This is a genomic window from Streptomyces sp. NPDC056222 (assembly GCF_042264065.1).
In the GTDB taxonomy this organism is placed as follows: domain Bacteria; phylum Actinomycetota; class Actinomycetes; order Streptomycetales; family Streptomycetaceae; genus Streptomyces.
The window spans coordinates 74,269-89,056 of sequence record NZ_JBHJTL010000004.1 but is presented as its reverse complement, the minus strand read 5'-3'; the positions used below and the strand labels follow the sequence as shown (position 1 = coordinate 89,056).

The 14,788-nt window shown below is 69.3% G+C and carries 14 protein-coding genes and 2 pseudogenes; 9 read left to right on the top strand and 7 right to left on the bottom strand.

The genetic code is table 11. The features are described from left to right. Positions 1 to 70: 70 nt before the first annotated feature. Positions 71 to 445 carry a winged helix-turn-helix transcriptional regulator gene (locus ACFC0D_RS03515; protein WP_376430797.1) on the bottom strand — a complete coding sequence of 125 codons (375 nt, stop codon included), beginning with the start codon at positions 443 to 445 and terminating at the stop codon, positions 71 to 73. A gap of 103 nt (positions 446 to 548) precedes the next feature. On the opposite strand from ACFC0D_RS03515, the gene ACFC0D_RS03510 reads away from it, so the two are divergent. From ACFC0D_RS03510 to ACFC0D_RS03495, 4 genes and pseudogenes are all read left to right on the top strand, one after another. Further along, the gene (locus ACFC0D_RS03510; RefSeq protein ID WP_376430796.1) at positions 549 to 1,211 is read left to right on the top strand and encodes an NADPH-dependent F420 reductase; all 663 of its coding nucleotides are present in this window, start codon (positions 549 to 551) and stop codon (positions 1,209 to 1,211) included. A gap of 55 nt (positions 1,212 to 1,266) precedes the next feature. Then, positions 1,267 to 1,458: pseudogene (locus tag ACFC0D_RS03505) on the top strand (IS5/IS1182 family transposase); the annotation flags it as partial. Positions 1,459 to 1,468: 10 nt separating this feature from the next. Further along, on the top strand, positions 1,469 to 1,858 hold the full coding sequence (locus tag ACFC0D_RS03500) for a hypothetical protein (RefSeq protein WP_376430795.1): 390 nt from the start codon (positions 1,469 to 1,471) through the stop codon (positions 1,856 to 1,858). Between the two features lie 353 nt (positions 1,859 to 2,211). Beyond that, the gene (locus ACFC0D_RS03495) at positions 2,212 to 2,781 is read left to right on the top strand and encodes a hypothetical protein (RefSeq protein WP_376430794.1); all 570 of its coding nucleotides are present in this window, start codon (positions 2,212 to 2,214) and stop codon (positions 2,779 to 2,781) included. Between the two features lie 560 nt (positions 2,782 to 3,341). Here ACFC0D_RS03495 and ACFC0D_RS03490 read toward each other — a convergent pair. Both ACFC0D_RS03490 and ACFC0D_RS03485 read right to left on the bottom strand, forming a co-directional pair. Further along, positions 3,342 to 3,533 carry a hypothetical protein gene (locus ACFC0D_RS03490; protein WP_376430793.1) on the bottom strand — a complete coding sequence of 64 codons (192 nt, stop codon included), beginning with the start codon at positions 3,531 to 3,533 and terminating at the stop codon, positions 3,342 to 3,344. Between the two features lie 97 nt (positions 3,534 to 3,630). Continuing rightward, positions 3,631 to 7,428, bottom strand: coding sequence for a hypothetical protein (locus tag ACFC0D_RS03485; RefSeq protein ID WP_376430792.1), 3,798 nt, complete (start codon positions 7,426 to 7,428; stop codon positions 3,631 to 3,633). A gap of 424 nt (positions 7,429 to 7,852) precedes the next feature. Here ACFC0D_RS03485 and ACFC0D_RS03480 point away from each other — a divergent pair, with 424 nt between their 5' ends. The 3 genes and pseudogenes from ACFC0D_RS03480 to ACFC0D_RS03470 form a co-directional block, all read left to right on the top strand. Further along, entirely contained in the window at positions 7,853 to 8,911 is a 1,059-nt protein-coding gene (locus ACFC0D_RS03480) for a phosphotransferase family protein (RefSeq protein ID WP_376430791.1), read from the top strand. Between the two features lie 52 nt (positions 8,912 to 8,963). Next, the gene (locus ACFC0D_RS03475) at positions 8,964 to 9,146 is read left to right on the top strand and encodes a transposase (protein WP_376430790.1); all 183 of its coding nucleotides are present in this window, start codon (positions 8,964 to 8,966) and stop codon (positions 9,144 to 9,146) included. Between the two features lie 567 nt (positions 9,147 to 9,713). Continuing rightward, positions 9,714 to 10,078, top strand: a pseudogene (locus ACFC0D_RS03470) (hypothetical protein); the annotation flags it as partial. Positions 10,079 to 10,094: 16 nt separating this feature from the next. Here the strand turns inward: ACFC0D_RS03470 and ACFC0D_RS03465 are convergent. Next, on the bottom strand, positions 10,095 to 10,685 hold the full coding sequence (locus ACFC0D_RS03465) for an SMI1/KNR4 family protein (RefSeq protein WP_376430789.1): 591 nt from the start codon (positions 10,683 to 10,685) through the stop codon (positions 10,095 to 10,097). 222 nt (positions 10,686 to 10,907) lie between these two features. Here ACFC0D_RS03465 and ACFC0D_RS03460 point away from each other — a divergent pair, with 222 nt between their 5' ends. Together ACFC0D_RS03460 and ACFC0D_RS03455 are read left to right on the top strand one after the other, a co-directional pair. Further along, positions 10,908 to 11,339, top strand: a complete 432-nt coding sequence (locus ACFC0D_RS03460) for a hypothetical protein (RefSeq protein ID WP_376430788.1) — start codon at positions 10,908 to 10,910, stop codon at positions 11,337 to 11,339. 139 nt (positions 11,340 to 11,478) lie between these two features. After that, the gene (locus tag ACFC0D_RS03455; protein WP_376430787.1) at positions 11,479 to 11,928 is read left to right on the top strand and encodes a hypothetical protein; all 450 of its coding nucleotides are present in this window, start codon (positions 11,479 to 11,481) and stop codon (positions 11,926 to 11,928) included. Positions 11,929 to 12,676: 748 nt separating this feature from the next. Here ACFC0D_RS03455 and ACFC0D_RS03450 read toward each other — a convergent pair. The 3 genes from ACFC0D_RS03450 to ACFC0D_RS03440 all read right to left on the bottom strand — a co-directional run bounded on the left by ACFC0D_RS03450 (position 12,677) and on the right by ACFC0D_RS03440 (position 14,674). Next, complete coding sequence (locus ACFC0D_RS03450; RefSeq protein WP_376430875.1) at positions 12,677 to 13,261, bottom strand: S1 RNA-binding domain-containing protein; 585 nt, start codon at positions 13,259 to 13,261, stop codon at positions 12,677 to 12,679. Between the two features lie 460 nt (positions 13,262 to 13,721). After that, positions 13,722 to 13,874 (bottom strand): hypothetical protein, encoded by a 153-nt coding sequence (locus tag ACFC0D_RS03445; protein WP_376430786.1) that lies wholly within the window; start codon positions 13,872 to 13,874, stop codon positions 13,722 to 13,724. Positions 13,875 to 13,930: 56 nt separating this feature from the next. Then, complete coding sequence (locus ACFC0D_RS03440) at positions 13,931 to 14,674, bottom strand: metallophosphoesterase (RefSeq protein WP_376430785.1); 744 nt, start codon at positions 14,672 to 14,674, stop codon at positions 13,931 to 13,933. Between the last annotated feature and the right edge of the window lie 114 nt (positions 14,675 to 14,788).

The following is a 14,788-nucleotide window of genomic DNA, read 5'->3' as shown; positions in this document are numbered from 1 at the left end:
AGACCGTCTGTCGGACCGGACCGTGCCACGAAGGCACATCCCGCAAACTGATCACGACTCGATACGCGCCCTAGCGGGTGTCGAAACGGTCCTGTGAGGCCAGGACAGTGTCCGCGTAGCGGGCCGCCCAGGTGCCCATCGCGCGGATGGGCACCAACAGGGCCGCGCCGGCCTCGGTGAGCGCGTAGTCGACGCGCGGCGGCGCCTCGGCGTAACGGCGGCGCTCAACCAGGCCGTTGTACTCCAGCCGCCGCAGTGCGTCGTTGAGTACCTTCGGGCTGATCCCGCCGATCCGGTCCAACAGCGCACGCGGGCGCATCGGGCCGCCCTCGCCGAGGATGAAGACCACCACGCTGTCCCATCGGTTTGCCAGCACTTCGAACGCGACTCGGGCCCGGCAGTCCGCCGCGAACCCGTCCCCCGCCAGCTCCTCATGCTCTCCCATGCGCCCATCCTGCCCGGCCGATGCACACCACGCAGTGTGCATCGACCCGCCTAGCGTCCAGGGCATGACATCCCATGACACAAGCACAAAGGGGAGCAGGATCATGCGCATCGGCATTCTCGGCACCGGCTCGATGGCAACGGCCCTGGGCGGTGCCTGGGTACGGGCCGGGCACCAGGTTCTGGTAGGCGGGCGGAACGCTGCGGCCGCAGCCACGACCGCGGCTCGGATCGGAGCCGCCGGGCATGCCGGCCTCAACGAGGCGGCCGCCTATGGCGAGGCAGTCCTGATGGCCCTACCGGCGGACAGCGCACCGCGGTTGGCGCATGAGCTCGCCCCTGTTCTGGCCGGGCGGACAGTGCTCGACTGCACGGTTCCCATGGCGCCCGGCCCGGACGGGCCCTCGCTGACCACCGCCGGAGGCACGGACTCCGTCGCCGCGCGCATCGCAGCAGCAGCGCCGGACGCCGATGTCGCCAAGGTCTTCGGCATCTGCCACGAAAGCATCTGGACCCTGCCGCGGCCCGCCTTCGAGGGCGCGCCCCTGGCGGTTCCGTTCTGCGCCGACACTCCTGCCGCAGCCACCCTGACGGCAGAGCTGATCACCTCGATGGGCTGCTCCCCGCTGTCCTGCGGCGGACTGTCCCGCGCCGCGCTGCTGGAGTCGTCTGCGGTGCTCGCCATCGGGGTGTGGTGGTCGGGCGGCGAGGCACGCCACGCCTTCCCCTCGCCTGCTTTGGCTCCCGGCGCGATCGACGACGAGTAGGCCATCTCGAGCATGGGTAGGGGCGCACGGGGGACAGGACCAGTCAGTCCACACGGGGTTCGTCCCACAGCCGAAGTGGTGGAGGGTCGAGCAGACCTACGGGATCCGGCGCCTGGTCCGCGACTACGAGCACCGCCCGGCCTCCTCCGCCTCCCGCGTGTACTGGGCGATGACCCAGGTCATGTCCCGCCGGCTCACCGGCGTGAACACGCCCACCTGTTGCAACCCGCAGATGGTGAGTTCGTGAACATCCAACCTTGCTCGACGCGTTCGGCACCCAGGAGGACGCCGCCCGAGCCTTGACCGACGACCTCCGCACCGAGGTCACCGAACTGCGGGCGCAGCTGCGGGAAGCCGAGACCCACCTCGAGCACCTGGCCATCACCCGGAAGACCATCACCGCCCGGGGCGAACGGCTCCCCGCCCACCCGGTCTCGCCCGACTTGCCTGAGCACCCGGACTACCCCCGCATCCTTGGCGTCCTCAACGACGTCACCGGTCCGCTACGGGCCCGGGACGTCTGCGAAGGCCTCGACCAAAAACTGCTGCCGAAGACCGTCGAGGGCATCCGAGCCAAGCTAAAACGCTTGGTCAAGCTCGGCGTCCTCGCCGAGGTCGGCGTCGGCAACTTCACCAGGAAGCAGTAGCCGGCCGAAGCCCCGGCGACCAGCAGCCCTGCCCCAGCCTCACCGGGAAACGGACATCAACTGCGGCTGGCTGATCCAGTATTGGGTACCCCGCCGGCAGCTGGCTCTACAACAACGGGTACCTGGAGAAGTGATCCCACAGCGGTCATGGGACTCTTGCGTCCGCTGACTCGCTGACCTGGCCGATGGTGCCGGGGCAGGCCCTTTCGAGGGCGTGCCCCGGCACCCGCGTGCCACCACCGGCCGGTTCCCTCCTTCGCACCCTCGCGGCGTCCGGTCCCCGAGCTCCTCCTGATTCATCTCCGGACCCGCCACCCCCAGCCTCCGACCCTCCACGACCTCCGGGAGACCCCATGCCGCTGCCGACGCGCCCCGTCCGGCCGCTCGACCTTCCCGTCGCATTGCTCCTGGCCACCGCCCTGATGACCGCTGGTCTGACCGGCTGCTCGGCGCTGTCCCCGTTCAACACATGTGACGACACGGCGGCGCGGCTGAAGGACCTGCGCTCTCAGCCGATCCTGAACTCCACCCCCGGAGGAGCGACCGCCCCGGAGGGGCTCGAATCGGTTGACTCGCGCTGCATCGACGACACCGGCGACGCCTGGCTGTACGCTGCGCGCGTCTACGCGTTCCCCGGCTCCCGGCAGGCGGTCGTGGACTTCTACCGGACCACCGCCGAGGCGGACGGCTGGCAGCTGCAGCACGACACCTCAGATCCAAACACCCCCGAAACAACGGCGGGACTGTGCTTCACCAAAGGCGGGGACGGCGAAGCCCTCCTGCTGACCGTGCAGTTCACCACGCCCGGCAACCTGAAGGTTGAGTACGACTACGACGCCGGGCCGGAGTTCGATTCGGGCTCCGGATTCGAGGTAGAGGTCGGCTCCGAGACGGACGGGGCGAAAACCGGCTGCTTCGACTGACACCTGAGGCTTCACGAACAAGCCACAGGGCGGATCGCAGCCCGCCCTGCCCTGGGGTGACGGTGACGGTGTCGGCGACGGGGGCAGGGCGCAGTCGCGGGAGACCGCGCACTGCCGGTGTGGGCGGCCGAACTCCGCGCGACCAGGTCCTGTCTGGAGTCCGGATCACAAGTTCGGTAGATCGCCTGCGCGCGGGGGCCGGTCTTGGCAGCCCATCAGTCATGGCGCGAGGCGATCTCACCGACGAGCAGTGGTCCCTGATCGAGTCCCATCTCCCGATTACCGCAGCCGGCCCCATCCCTGGCCTGTGGAAACACTTCAACGCGGCGATGTGGTGGTCTCCGGACTGGCAGCCCCGGGCGTGACCTGTCGGCCGAGTTCGGGCCCTGACAGAGCGCGTCCGACCGCTTCCGGATCTGGGCGGCTCAGGCATCTTCCAGCGCCTGATGCAAGCAGTGATCGCCGAGGCCGCCGCCCAGGGCCAGGCCGATCTGAGCCTGGTCAGCGTGGACTCGGCGATCGCCGGCCCACCATCACGCCGCAGGAAAGCCACTGGACCCTCAACAACCGAAGGCACGCGTGCCTAGGGGGAACGCCTGGTCAAGCTCGACATCCTCATCGAGGCCGACGCCGGCGGCTTCACCAGGAAGCAGCAGCCAACCGAGTGCCCCCTCCGCACCCCAGGCGAGGGAGTGCAGCCTCGCCAAGAGCGTGTCGTCATCCGCAACTGTGCGGTGGGCGGCATCGGTCACGAGTGGGGACTGTAGTACGGGAGAGTGTTGCGTCCTTGCTGGTCGCACCCCATTGGAGTCGAGAATGCGTGCGTCAGCGAGTCCCGGTCGCCAACGGTCAGATGGGTCGGAGCGGGGCGGCTGCCTTCAGGGGTGGGGAGAGCAAGTTGGATGTGCTGAAGGCCGGGGCCTGGCCGGCGGCGGGATCGGTGAGACGGGTGTAGACGCCCCGCCATGCGTAGGTGTCGGTTCCGAGCTTCTCGTTCACAAGTCGGGAGACCTCTTCCAGGGCGACGTGCACCTCTGCCGGGTCATCCGCGCGGCGGCGGGTGCGGCCCAGGTAACTCAGTACGACCGCTGCTGGGGCGGCGTCATGGACGAGGTCCCTGCCGGTCAGTTGGCCCGTCCTCAGTAGACGGTCCAGCAGGGCGTCCACGGGGCCGCGGGAGTAGCTGCCGATGCCGTGCCGGGCGCGGGCCAGGGTCAGTTCGCGTCCCAGGGGAGCGTCGAGCGTTGACAGCCGGTGGAGGTGCGCGGCGTTGCGGGTTTTGAAGGAATGCGGAGCCGTGGGGTGGCGGACGACGTGTTCCCAGCCGGGGATGGGTTCTTTGGCGTGCTCGGCCTCGAGTGCCTCCCACGAGGGGGTGCCTGGGGTGTCGTCGAGGATGTCGCGGGTCTGCGTGTGCGTGCGCGCCTTGCGCAGTCGTTTCGCGAGGCGGTCGGGCGCCAGTTCCTTCGCGGCGCGGGCCGCGAGGACCGAGTCCGGGTCGTCGGTCGCCAGGGCCTTCTGGCACAGGCGTGTGGCGGTGGCGCCGAGCTGTCGGCTTCCGACCAGCGCGGACAGTCGCCGAGGCCCGCCGTGGCGCAGGAGGTTGAGGCTGCCGACGAGCTGCTGGGCCAAGGTGAGGTGTTTGCCGGCCCTGTCGAAGACGAGCTCGATGAGAGTCGGTTCGGCCGACTCGAGCCATGGTGTGCGCCCGCCGGGGAGTTCGGCGAGCGGATCGGTGCGCAGGTCGGCGGCGAGGCGTGAGGTCAGCGCGTCGGGGCGGGCGGCGACCCGCCGGTGCTGCGCCGTGTCGATGTTGTTGCGCAGCACGGCCAGGTCCACCTCCGGGTCGGCCAGGTCGAGGAGTCGGTGCGTGGCGGCGTCGTCGAGCCATCGGGACTGCTCCGAGAGCACCGTCAGGGCCGCTCGGTCGCGATGGTGGAGCAGATATTCGAAGGGGGTGCGCTCGGTTGGGCGGGACCGAAGGAGGAACGCGGCCAGCATCCAGGGCCCGTCGGGGCCGATGCGGGACATCACCGCGGCCAGAGCGTCGGGCGGTGCCTCGCACAGCAGCGTTCCCAGTGGCCACGCCCACAGATGGTTACCACGGGCGAGCAGGCGAACTGCCGACTCAGGCGAGGTGGGTGGGTCTGTGGCGACGAACGTCGAGGCACTGCCGACGGGCGTGCGCGCCACTTCCAGCGTGTCGGCGGCGGATTGGGGGTCGCACTGGGACTGGTTGAGTAGTTCGGGCCAGGTGGGGGTGGAGCGACGACCGAGCTTGTCGCCGCTTGCCTCCGACATCGACCGCCGGGCGACGGCGGCGAGCCGCAGCCAGGCGCCCGCGTCCGTTCCGAGTTCGCGCTCCAGGAGCGTGGCGAGGGAGCGCCTCCAGGCTGTGGGAAAGGCCAGGTCGCGCCAGTCGTGGGGCAGGAGCAGCAGGTGGGCGGCCGGGAGGTGGTGCAGCAGGTCGTCGGCCTGCAAGATGCCGTGCAGGTAGGCCCGTTCGGCGATGCGGGCGAGGGGTCCGGCCTCGGGCGTTTCCGCGATCCCGGCCAAGGCCTGCGCCCGTGTGGGGGCGGCGCACCGGTGCGCCAGGTCGGTCAGTCCTTGCGCGAGACAGGCTTCGCGCAGCCAGTCGGGGTGGCGTCGGCCAGGCACGTCGCCCACGGCATGGGCGGAGAGCCGGCGCAGGATCCTCGCATCGTCCGGCAGTGGGGCGGTGCCGGGCGCGGCCAGCGATCGCAGCAGGTCGATCGCGCCGAGAGCGGCACGCGCCTGTTCGCCTACCGGTGCTGGGTCCCATTCCTCAGGGATGGTCGTTGCGGGCGCGGGCGCGGGCGCGGGCACAGGCGCCTCGCCGAGGGGTTCTTCGTGGTCCGAAACCGAGTCGGGGGTGGCGGACGGGCCGACGGGGTCGGCTAGTGCCGCCGAGGTGGGCCCGGCGCCGCGTCGAACGTCTACGGGTGGGCTGGCTACCGGCAGCTGGGCGCTGGCGCGGTGCCCGCCGTTGCCCATGTCCGTGCCGCTGGGCTCTGGCTGGGCGACGACGTCGCCCCGTTCCGCCTCTGCTCCGGCCTCCCGGACGGCCGCGCTCAGCGTGCCCGGATATTCGCGAAGGTTACGCAGCAGGGTTTCCACGCCATGCGGATGGGCTGCCAGATGGTCGTCGTACAGCGCGGCGAGCATGTTTTTGGTCGCGCCAACGTCCAGGTTCTGGTCTGCCACGGCGCGGAGCGCTTCCACGGCGCGGGCTGCCGGCCGGGCCGTCGTCACCAGTTCCACGGGGTCGAGCAGACCTGCCTCAACCACGCCGACGGCCCAGTCGGCAGCCGCGTCGTCCAACTGCTCCTCGGCCAGACGGCGGCTCGGCGGGGTGATGTTCCCGGCGATACGGCCCCCGGCCCGCCATCGATCATTGAGCAGGGTCAGCCGGAACTCGGCGCGCTCGGCGTCCGTGGCATCCTCGTGGCGGACCATCTGCTCCGCCGCTTTCGGCATGAAGGGGGTTGTCCGGTTGGCCGCAGCCAGCGCGCGGAAGTCGTGTGTGTACGGCTCGTTGAGAAGGTCGCGCAGGGTGCTGGTACCACGGGTGACGCCGAGGAGTCGCGGCAGCGCGGTGGGGTCTCCGTACGGCTCGCCCCCGGCATGCAGCTGAACCGTGGTCTGGGGTCCTTCGAGTGCGTCGGCGACCTCGGCGAGGATCTCCGGGTGCACATGCGGCGCGACGGCGGGGTCGGCGAGCATCCCACGCACGGCATCAGCGCCCTGGCACTCCAGGACTCGCAGCAGGGCGTGGCGCTGCGCCACCTTGCGTACCCCGAAGGCCAGCGCCCGGGCGACCAGGGGCGGATCCCCGCTGACGAGCAGGGGCGCGGTCCGGCTGGGCGATGCAGCTCCGGCGGACGTCAGCAGCTCCGCCCTGAGCCCGTGCTCCAGGGCAACGCGGCCCTCCGCGTGGGCGTGGACGACCGTGCGACGCAGGGAAGGCGTGCAGCGGTTGTTGCGGTAGACGGCCGCGCTCACCTCCGGGTCGTCCGCGGCGACCAGCTGCTTGAGGACCCTCGCGTCGATCCGGGGATGCCGGGCCAGCGCGGCACGCGCCCGGCTGTCGCCGTGGAGAACGACGGCGGAGGCCAGCGACGGACCAGGCAGCGACCCGCCCGCGAGGATCGTCTCCACTGTCCGCTCCGGTAGCGCGGTGAGAGCGGCCGCCGCGTGTGCGGGTGCTGCCTGCTCCAGCAACAGCGCCATGGTGTCGCAGACCGACCTCGGCGGGAGCCGCTCCGCCGTATCGGTCGGCTCAGGCAGCGCGGCAAGCAGCTCCGGCAGTGTGTGAGGTGAAGTGGCGAGGGCGTCGTGGAGTCGGCGCCAGCGCGCTGCGGACCCGGCGAGGTGGCGCTCCGTCAGTTCACTCAGCAGCATGGTGGCGGCGCTCGTCGGCAGCAGGCTGCCGCCGAAGTCTCGGGCCAGGCTCCGGGCGGGGCGCGTCGACCGGACCCGCGCGACGGCCAGGCTGTCGTCGAGCTCGCCCGCCGCGATCGCCTCGCCCTCGCTCGCCACACCCTCGCTCGTCAGGCCGCCGCCTTTGCCGAGCAACTCGACCATCAGGCGACGCAGTTCGGCCGGAGCCGTAGAGGTACCGGACATCGCCCTCTTCCCCTTTGAGATCACGTTTCTAGCGGCGAGGAGTATTCCAGCACGCGGTACTGACAACGCCGCGTCGGTGCCGCGTCGCAGGGGCGACAGCAGGCTGCAGAAGCCAGCGGCTCGAGCGCATGCTTTCGCCGAGGGTCGTCACTCGCACGGCTCTATCGACAGTCGCCGCACCCGGGCGCTGTCGATGGGGGAGCGGGTGCTGTTGCTCTGTGAGGGGGCGACCCGCCCGCCTCCCTCAGGAGCTGCGGTGCACGGTGACGCGCGAATCGAACAGGCCCCAGGGCGCGTTTTGAAACCCTGCCCACCCCACCCTTCGGGCGGACGACGCTACTTCTAGAACCGGCCATAGCAGAACTCCGGCGGGGCCAGACGCTCGCTCTCTCGCGCGTGCGAAGCTGAGGCTACGCTCGTCGGCATGCTGAGCCGTGTTCCGTTCAATGAGGCCCTGCTCTGCAAAGTGGGCACGCCCAAGCAGGCCAAACTCCTGGACAGCAGTCCGCGGTCACGGGTGTGGCGGGTGCGGCTGGCCGACCGACGGCTGGTGATCGTCAAGCAAATCACCGACGGCGGGGACACGGGCGCCGACGCGAAAACGCGCTTCGCGTGGGAGGTCGCCGGGCTGCGCCTGGCGGGGCGGGCCTCCGGGCCCGCCGTGGCCCCCGCGGTGCTCGCCACGGACCTGCCCTCGCGGGTGATGGTCCTCGAGCACGTGGACGACCTCGGCAAGACGGACGACTGGATGCCGGGCTACGCCGAGTCTCTCGCCCGGCTGCACGCCCTGACCGGGCCCGCCGACGCGGACGCACTACCGGTCTGGTCCGGGCCCACGGCCACCGACGCGGAGTCGTTCCTCACCCTGGCCAGGGCGCTCGACGTGCCGATACCGTTCACGGTTCCCGATGAACTCGCCGGTCTCCTGGAGCGGTTGGACCCCACCCCGCACCATGCGCTGCTGCACGGCGACCCCTGCCCCGGCAATGATCTGCGCACCGCCGACGGCGTCCGCTTCGTCGACTTCGAGCGGGCCTCGCTCGGCAACGGCCTGATCGAACTCGCCTATTTCCGAATCGGCTTCCCCACCTGCTGGTGTGCCATGTCGGTCACCGCGGCCCCGCTCACGGAGGTTGAGGACGTCTACCGGACCACCTGGCGCGGCCTCACTGGGAAGGACGTGCCGGGTGACCTCGCCGACGCGTGTGCAGGCTGGCTGATCCAGGGCGACGCGCTCGTCGAGCGAGCCCACCGCGGGATGGTCGACCAGCTCGCCCGGGTATCCGCCGAGGACTTCAAGTGGGGCTACGTCTCCGCCCGTGAGCGGCTTGTCCACCGCCTGGGCGTGGTCGCCGACATGACCCGCGACCACGATCACCTGCACGCCGTCGGCCGCCTCAGCTCCGCCCTGGCCGACCGCCTGCTCGAACGCTGGTCGAAACTACGTCCGCTGCCCACGCACGAAGCCCGCCCTTGGTACTAGGCCATGTTTTGATGTCGGCTCCTGCCCAATCTCGCATCGTGATGATCTCGGTGTGGGGCGAGAGGACCTTTCTTACGGACAGTGGACGTTACTGGAGCCGTTGCTGCCGGTCGCGGTGTCAGGGCGGCCGGCGCTCGGCCGACGAAGGCTGATCGACGGGATGCGGTGGCGGGTGCGGACGGGCGCTCCGCGGCGGGATGTGCCGCAGGGGTACGGGCCGTGGCAGACGGTCTAATGGCTCTTCCGGCGCTGGAAACGCGATGGCACTCGGACCGCGTTGCTGACAGGACTTCAGGCCCGGGGGAAACGGCAGGACTGATCACATGGGAGGCCGACGTCGACTCCGCGATCTGCCGGACCCATAAGCACGCTGCGGGCGCCCGCAGCGACGGACGGGCCCATAGGGGACCGCCGCACGGAACCCGCACCGAGCCCGATGACCACGGCCTGGGCCGCTCCCAAGGAGGCTTCACCACCAAGATCCGTCTGGCCTGCGAGCAAGGCCAACGGCCGCCGTCCTTGCTGATCACCGCAGGTCAGCTTGGCGGCGGCCCTCAGTTCGCCGCCGTACTGGAAAGAGGGCATACGAGTTCCCCCGCACTGGACCCGGCCGGCCGGGTGTGTCCGTCCACTGCCAGTGCGAGGCGACAAAGGCGTACTCCTCCCGAGCCAACCGGGTCTTCCTGTGGAAACGGGGAATCCGCTGCACGATCCCGGAGCGTGCCGACAAGGCCGCCAACCGCAAACGGCGCCGGAAGACAGGAATGGCTATGACCGGCCCGAGCTGTCGGCTCCACATGCCATGCTGCCCGCGACCAGGGTGAACGGGGTGAGGGAGAGGCAATGATGGGGGCTCAGAGCTACGGCGCCGGCAGCGAGAACGGCGACCGCATCGACGACCCTTCCGAAGACGCGTTGTTCATGATGATCAGCGATCTCAACGACTCCGACAACACTTTCGTGGTCGTCCAGCCCGACGAGGACGACCCCGTCTGGTTCGCCACAGTGGCCGTCCTGGACGAAGGCGGCTACGAGATCGTCCGCCGCGACGCCACCCGCAACGAGCACGAGATCACCACGGCGACCAGCATCGATGCCATCGCCCTCGACCTCACCATCTGGTTGGCCGCCCGCCACTGGCCCGGACGGCCAACCCGGCAGGTCACCCACTTCTCAACACAGCCTAGGCGTCCGCGAACCACGTGCGGCCCTGGGCCCAGTGGGTCGCCCAGCCTGTGAAGCCGGGGATGCCGGGCATCAGGGCGTCGGGTGACTGAGGGCCGAAGGGCATCGCGCCCTCGCCGGCGATCTGCCAGATGTGACCACGCTGGGGGCCGATGACGATCAAGTGCCAGTACATGCCGCAGCCGTCGGTGCCCAGCAGTAGCGAGCCGTGGTCGAACACCGGGTCCGTCCGGGCCTCGAACTCCTGCACCGACAGCGCTTCCTCGTCGCCGTCCGCCTCCCACAGCCACGCCGCCGTGAGCGGGAAGGGCTCGGCAAGCAGGCGTTCAGGGCGGTCCGAGCCCCAGTCCGGGGGCGTTTGAGCGAGGGGCAGCAGACCGTAGTAGGGCGGCCCGGCGCGCAGTCCGTCGCAGATCTCCGCCACGAACGTGCGGTACGGCTCCGGGAGCACGATGCCGTGCTCCGCCTCGAAGGACCGCACCGCCTCCCAGCCGGCCGGCGGCGCCGCCTCGGGGCGAGACGCGAAGATCTCGCGGAGAGCGGCCAGCTCGGTCGGGTCGCATGTTTCCGTGTTCATGCCGGTCATCATGCAACGCGTAGCTGAGGGATCGTTCCTCGCCCTCTCCATGTTCAAGAGGCGAGCGAGATCCTGTCGACGTACAGGAGTGCACACTGAAAGGGTTCTGGGAAGTGCCAAGGTATGGCCGCGCGATGCGCCAGAGAACTTCAAGATCATTAGTGGCGGAGTCTCGCTAATGTCTGTGGTCAAGCTGGTCGGGTGTGGGTTCGGGGCGTCGGGAACGATGTGCCCGTGCACGCTGATGATCAGGTTGGCGAGAGTGTCCCCGCGGAGCTCGCGGCGTCCCTGCGGGATGCGGTCGACGGCCGCCCGGTGAAGATCGCGCCTTCCGTCTGCGAGGGGTGCGGCGGCCGCGTGTTCTTCGTGCTGGTCAACGAGTCCGGCGCGGAACGGGAGTGTTCCGGCTGCGGTAGCCGTGCATTCATTGCCGACAGCGAGGAGTACTGGGACGAGGAGTCCTGGCAGGACGAGGAGCCCGGTGCGGCCGGCTGCCCCTGCGGGAGCGAGGAGTTCGAGGCCGCGGTCGCGTTCTCACTCGGCGACGACGGTCCGGTCCGCTGGGTGACCGTGGGCCTGCAGTGCATCAAGGACGGACTCTGCGGGATCTACGCCGACTGGAAGATCGACTACGGCCCTGCGGATCACCTTCTCACCATGGTCTAGTGCACTGACCGGGAAGGTTCGCCGAGGTGGCGCCCAGGTCACCAGCGCCAGGTCGGAGGTGGCAGGCAGCGTCGGCCTCCCGGAAGGGTGATCGCCAGGAGGGTTCGTCAGCGTTGCGCCCTGACATACTGGCCAGCGCATGCTGATCGTCAAAGCCGTCCTCGTTCTCCTCGGCGGCGTCTGCCTCTATCTCGCCTACATGTACATATCCACCGTGCCCAGTGAACGCGCCAAAGCCCGGAGGCTCCAGAGCTTGGAGGACGCCGGCAGAGCGGCCGAGGCGCTCATCGTGTCTCTGAGGCCATTCGACGACGACACCCGCGCCGAAGCCGTGCTCGAGCTCGAGATGCCGGGTGGTAACACTGTCCGGGAGAAGAGGTATGTGCGCCTCACCCCTGAAATGACGGTAGGCGTCACTTGTCCGATCGTCCGGCACAGTCAGTTCCCGGACCGCTTTGAGGTCGGCGTCAAGGAGGACGTAGTCCGCTCACGTCTGCACCACGAGAGCATGCCGAGATGGCTGTGGCGGAGCACGATCATCGCTCTCACGCTCGGCGTCGCCATGGTCCTGACGGGCATCTTCATCTAGCTTCTGTCCGGCCGATCTTGGCTGTGGGAGGATGACGTTCATGATTGATACTCGAAGGGGCCGTGCCTCGTAGAACGCCTGCTTCACTTCGCCCGCATCAACGTGGTCCAGGAAGACCCTGGGTGCGCTATCGCGATGTTCCTGGCCTGTCGGGGGCGGCGAACGCAGCCGTTCGCGTACTCGAGCGGGGCCGATTGGCGCCAGGGATCGTTTCTGTCGCGCTGAGTGTGTGGTCGGTCCGCCTCCACGGCACCGAGCGTCGGTGGAGGCTGCGGGAGGCCGAGTTCACTTGCCCGTGCTGTGGCGAGGGCTGGGCGCGGGACAAGCTGCAAGAGGCTCTGTTCATGCTGCCGCCGAGGGCTGCTGCCGAACTGAGGGTGCAGGTCGAGTGCCTGGACGAGGTGTTACTTCGACGAACACACCACGAGCCCATGGCAGATCCGGAGCTGGCGTGGTGGCATCGCCGGTGCTGACCGTGCCCGCGCCACTCAGTGAATTGCCAGGGGACGCGCCCCGAGCTCGTCGACGCCATCAACACGCACCACGAGAACTTTCGACTACCAGCCAGGCGTGCGCCTGCCCGAACCGGGCACCGCCACCGCGACCCCGCTCGGGCATGCTTTCAGTGAGGCCGAGACCGACCACAACGCCCGTTGCTGACCGGCAGGAACGGTTGCAGGCACTCCCACTCGGCACCAGTCGGGTCACCCCGCCCCATGTCCGCATCAGCGACCCAGAACTGGAGCAGTCACTTGGGCGGCACCACGCCCGCACGCCGAGCGTCCCCTGTCCTGGACAGGAACACCCGCCGATGCGGCCGCTCGATGTCCGTGACGACGACGCCGATCTGCTCGCCGGCTTCGAGGTTCTCCGGCGGACCGGCCGCAGGCCGGCCGTGCACTTCTCGGAAAGGAACCAGCCCCACGACCCCGTCCTCAAGGTCGACGAAGACGCCGGCGGGGAAAACCCTGACGACCGTCCCATGCAGTTCCTGGCCCACCACAGTGCGGTCGGCGAAGTCCTGGAAGGGGTCGGGCTCAAGGGCGCGCAAGGACAGCCTGGCCTCTGCGTTGTACGTGTCGAACTGGAGGAACTCGCAAGAGACACGCTGACCGATCTCGACGACATCGGTGGGAGCGTCGATGCGCCGCCAGGACAGCTTGGGAATGGTGATGAACCCGACGCCAGGCAGTGCCGGATGGCCGGGACCCTCGTCCAGGGCCACGAAGACCCCGAACCGTTCTATCGCCGCGACGGTGCCGGAAAGGATCTCGCCGCGGTGCAGTGACTCCAGGAACGCCCAGAGTTCCGGGCTCTCAGACTGCCAATCCATGACGGCCACCCTGACACGCGACGTCGTGCGTATCAGCAGCAGCCGACTCTGCTGAACCCGATGACTGCTGAACGCTTGATCGCCCGGACAAGTCCTGGAGAGGTACGACCGGCAACGATTGCCGGGGTGGGCGGTCAGGTGACGGGGCACCCGATGGCCAGCGACGCCCGGTTGGCCCCGTACCTCACCTTGACCTGCCAGGAAATCTCCACACTGCTGGACCGGCATGGTCAGTACTCCTGCGCCCAGCGACAACGTGGGCATCGTGCGGTCGGAACGGAGCGGGGGGGGGTGCACCATTGCGTGGGTAATTGGAGCGGGCATGCCCGTGGGGCTTGTGGCGATCGCGCTGGTCCCTCAGACGCCTGACACGTGATCGCCGGTGCCGGTGTCGATGTCGATGTCGATGTGGGCGGACTTGCGCACGCACATGCCGCAGTCGGTGGATCCTTCGACGCGGTCACGGCATGCCGAAGATGGCGTGAATGTAAAGGCCGACGCCTGTGCCGAGGCTGGCGGAAGTGGCCTGGCGGCGGCCGTTGTCGGTCGCGTGCTGGACCGGAAGGGTCGGGACGGCGCCGGGCGTGTCGACCAGGGGAAGGGCCGCCGCCATGATCCCGAGGATGGCTCAGGTGCGGACATGATGTCTCTGGGGGCGGGCAGGCGGGGTCAGAGCACGACGCGGTAATGGGTGGTCAGGCGCTGGTCGTTGCCCAGGATGTGGAAGGCGAGGCCGGGCGGTTGGTCGCGGTCCGCGGGGCGGTCGCCTTCCCAAGGCATGCGCAGGGTCCAGGTTACGGCCGGCCCGACGATCAGGGGGCGGACGGCGAAGGTCGAGGCGGCTGCAGTGTGGGCATGTCCGGTCAGGACGGCCACAACCTGCGGGTGTGCCTCCAGAAGGGCGGCCAGTTCCCCGGGCTGTTCGAGCATTCCGGAGTCGGGCAGGGGATGGTGCAGTTCGACCGGGGGCTGGTGGAAAGCGATCAGCGCCGGGGTGTCTTGCGGTAGCCCGGTGAGTTGGGTGTCGATCCAGTCGAGCGTCTCGTTGTCGAGACGCCCCTCGTCGCGGCCGGGGATGGTGGAGTCGCACATCAGGATGGCGGTCCCGGCGATGTGGTGGAGCCGGTTGACCGGGCCCTGGTCGGGTGCCTCTCCGAGCAGGGCCTTGCGGTAGGCCGGACGCGCGTCGTGGTTGCCGGGGCAGGTGAGCACCGGGAAGGAGGCCGTCAGAATACGGGCCGCTTCCTCGTATTCGGCTTCCTCGCCGTGATCGGCGATGTCCCCGGTGACCAGTAGTGCATCGACCGGACGTGGCAGGGCCCGCAGGTAGTCCATGACTCGTCTGGCGCGCCGCGCGGCCCTCTCGCTGCCGTCCAGGTGCAGGTCACTGATCTGGGCAAGCAGCACCGTCATTCTCTGTCCCCTCCCGTGGCGGCTGCCGGCCGCCGGTTCACACGAGGCGGAACCGTCACCCACCTCATTGTCTAATGGAAGTTCTCATTTTTCCGTTAGAGACTCTAGGCTGTG

Excerpts from the sequence above, each read along its gene's own strand:
- ACFC0D_RS03515 (WP_376430797.1), bottom strand. The coding sequence starts at position 445 with ATGGGAGAGCATGAGGAGCTGGCGGGGGACGGGTTCGCGGCGGACTGC.
- ACFC0D_RS03510 (WP_376430796.1), top strand. The coding sequence starts at position 549 with ATGCGCATCGGCATTCTCGGCACCGGCTCGATGGCAACGGCCCTGGGC.
- ACFC0D_RS03495 (WP_376430794.1), top strand. The coding sequence starts at position 2,212 with ATGCCGCTGCCGACGCGCCCCGTCCGGCCGCTCGACCTTCCCGTCGCA.
- ACFC0D_RS03485 (WP_376430792.1), bottom strand. The coding sequence starts at position 7,428 with ATGTCCGGTACCTCTACGGCTCCGGCCGAACTGCGTCGCCTGATGGTC.
- ACFC0D_RS03480 (WP_376430791.1), top strand. The coding sequence starts at position 7,853 with ATGCTGAGCCGTGTTCCGTTCAATGAGGCCCTGCTCTGCAAAGTGGGC.
- ACFC0D_RS03465 (WP_376430789.1), bottom strand. The coding sequence starts at position 10,685 with ATGATGACCGGCATGAACACGGAAACATGCGACCCGACCGAGCTGGCC.
- ACFC0D_RS03455 (WP_376430787.1), top strand. The coding sequence starts at position 11,479 with ATGCTGATCGTCAAAGCCGTCCTCGTTCTCCTCGGCGGCGTCTGCCTC.
- ACFC0D_RS03450 (WP_376430875.1), bottom strand. The coding sequence starts at position 13,261 with ATGGATTGGCAGTCTGAGAGCCCGGAACTCTGGGCGTTCCTGGAGTCA.
- ACFC0D_RS03445 (WP_376430786.1), bottom strand. The coding sequence starts at position 13,874 with ATGGCGGCGGCCCTTCCCCTGGTCGACACGCCCGGCGCCGTCCCGACC.
- ACFC0D_RS03440 (WP_376430785.1), bottom strand. The coding sequence starts at position 14,674 with ATGACGGTGCTGCTTGCCCAGATCAGTGACCTGCACCTGGACGGCAGC.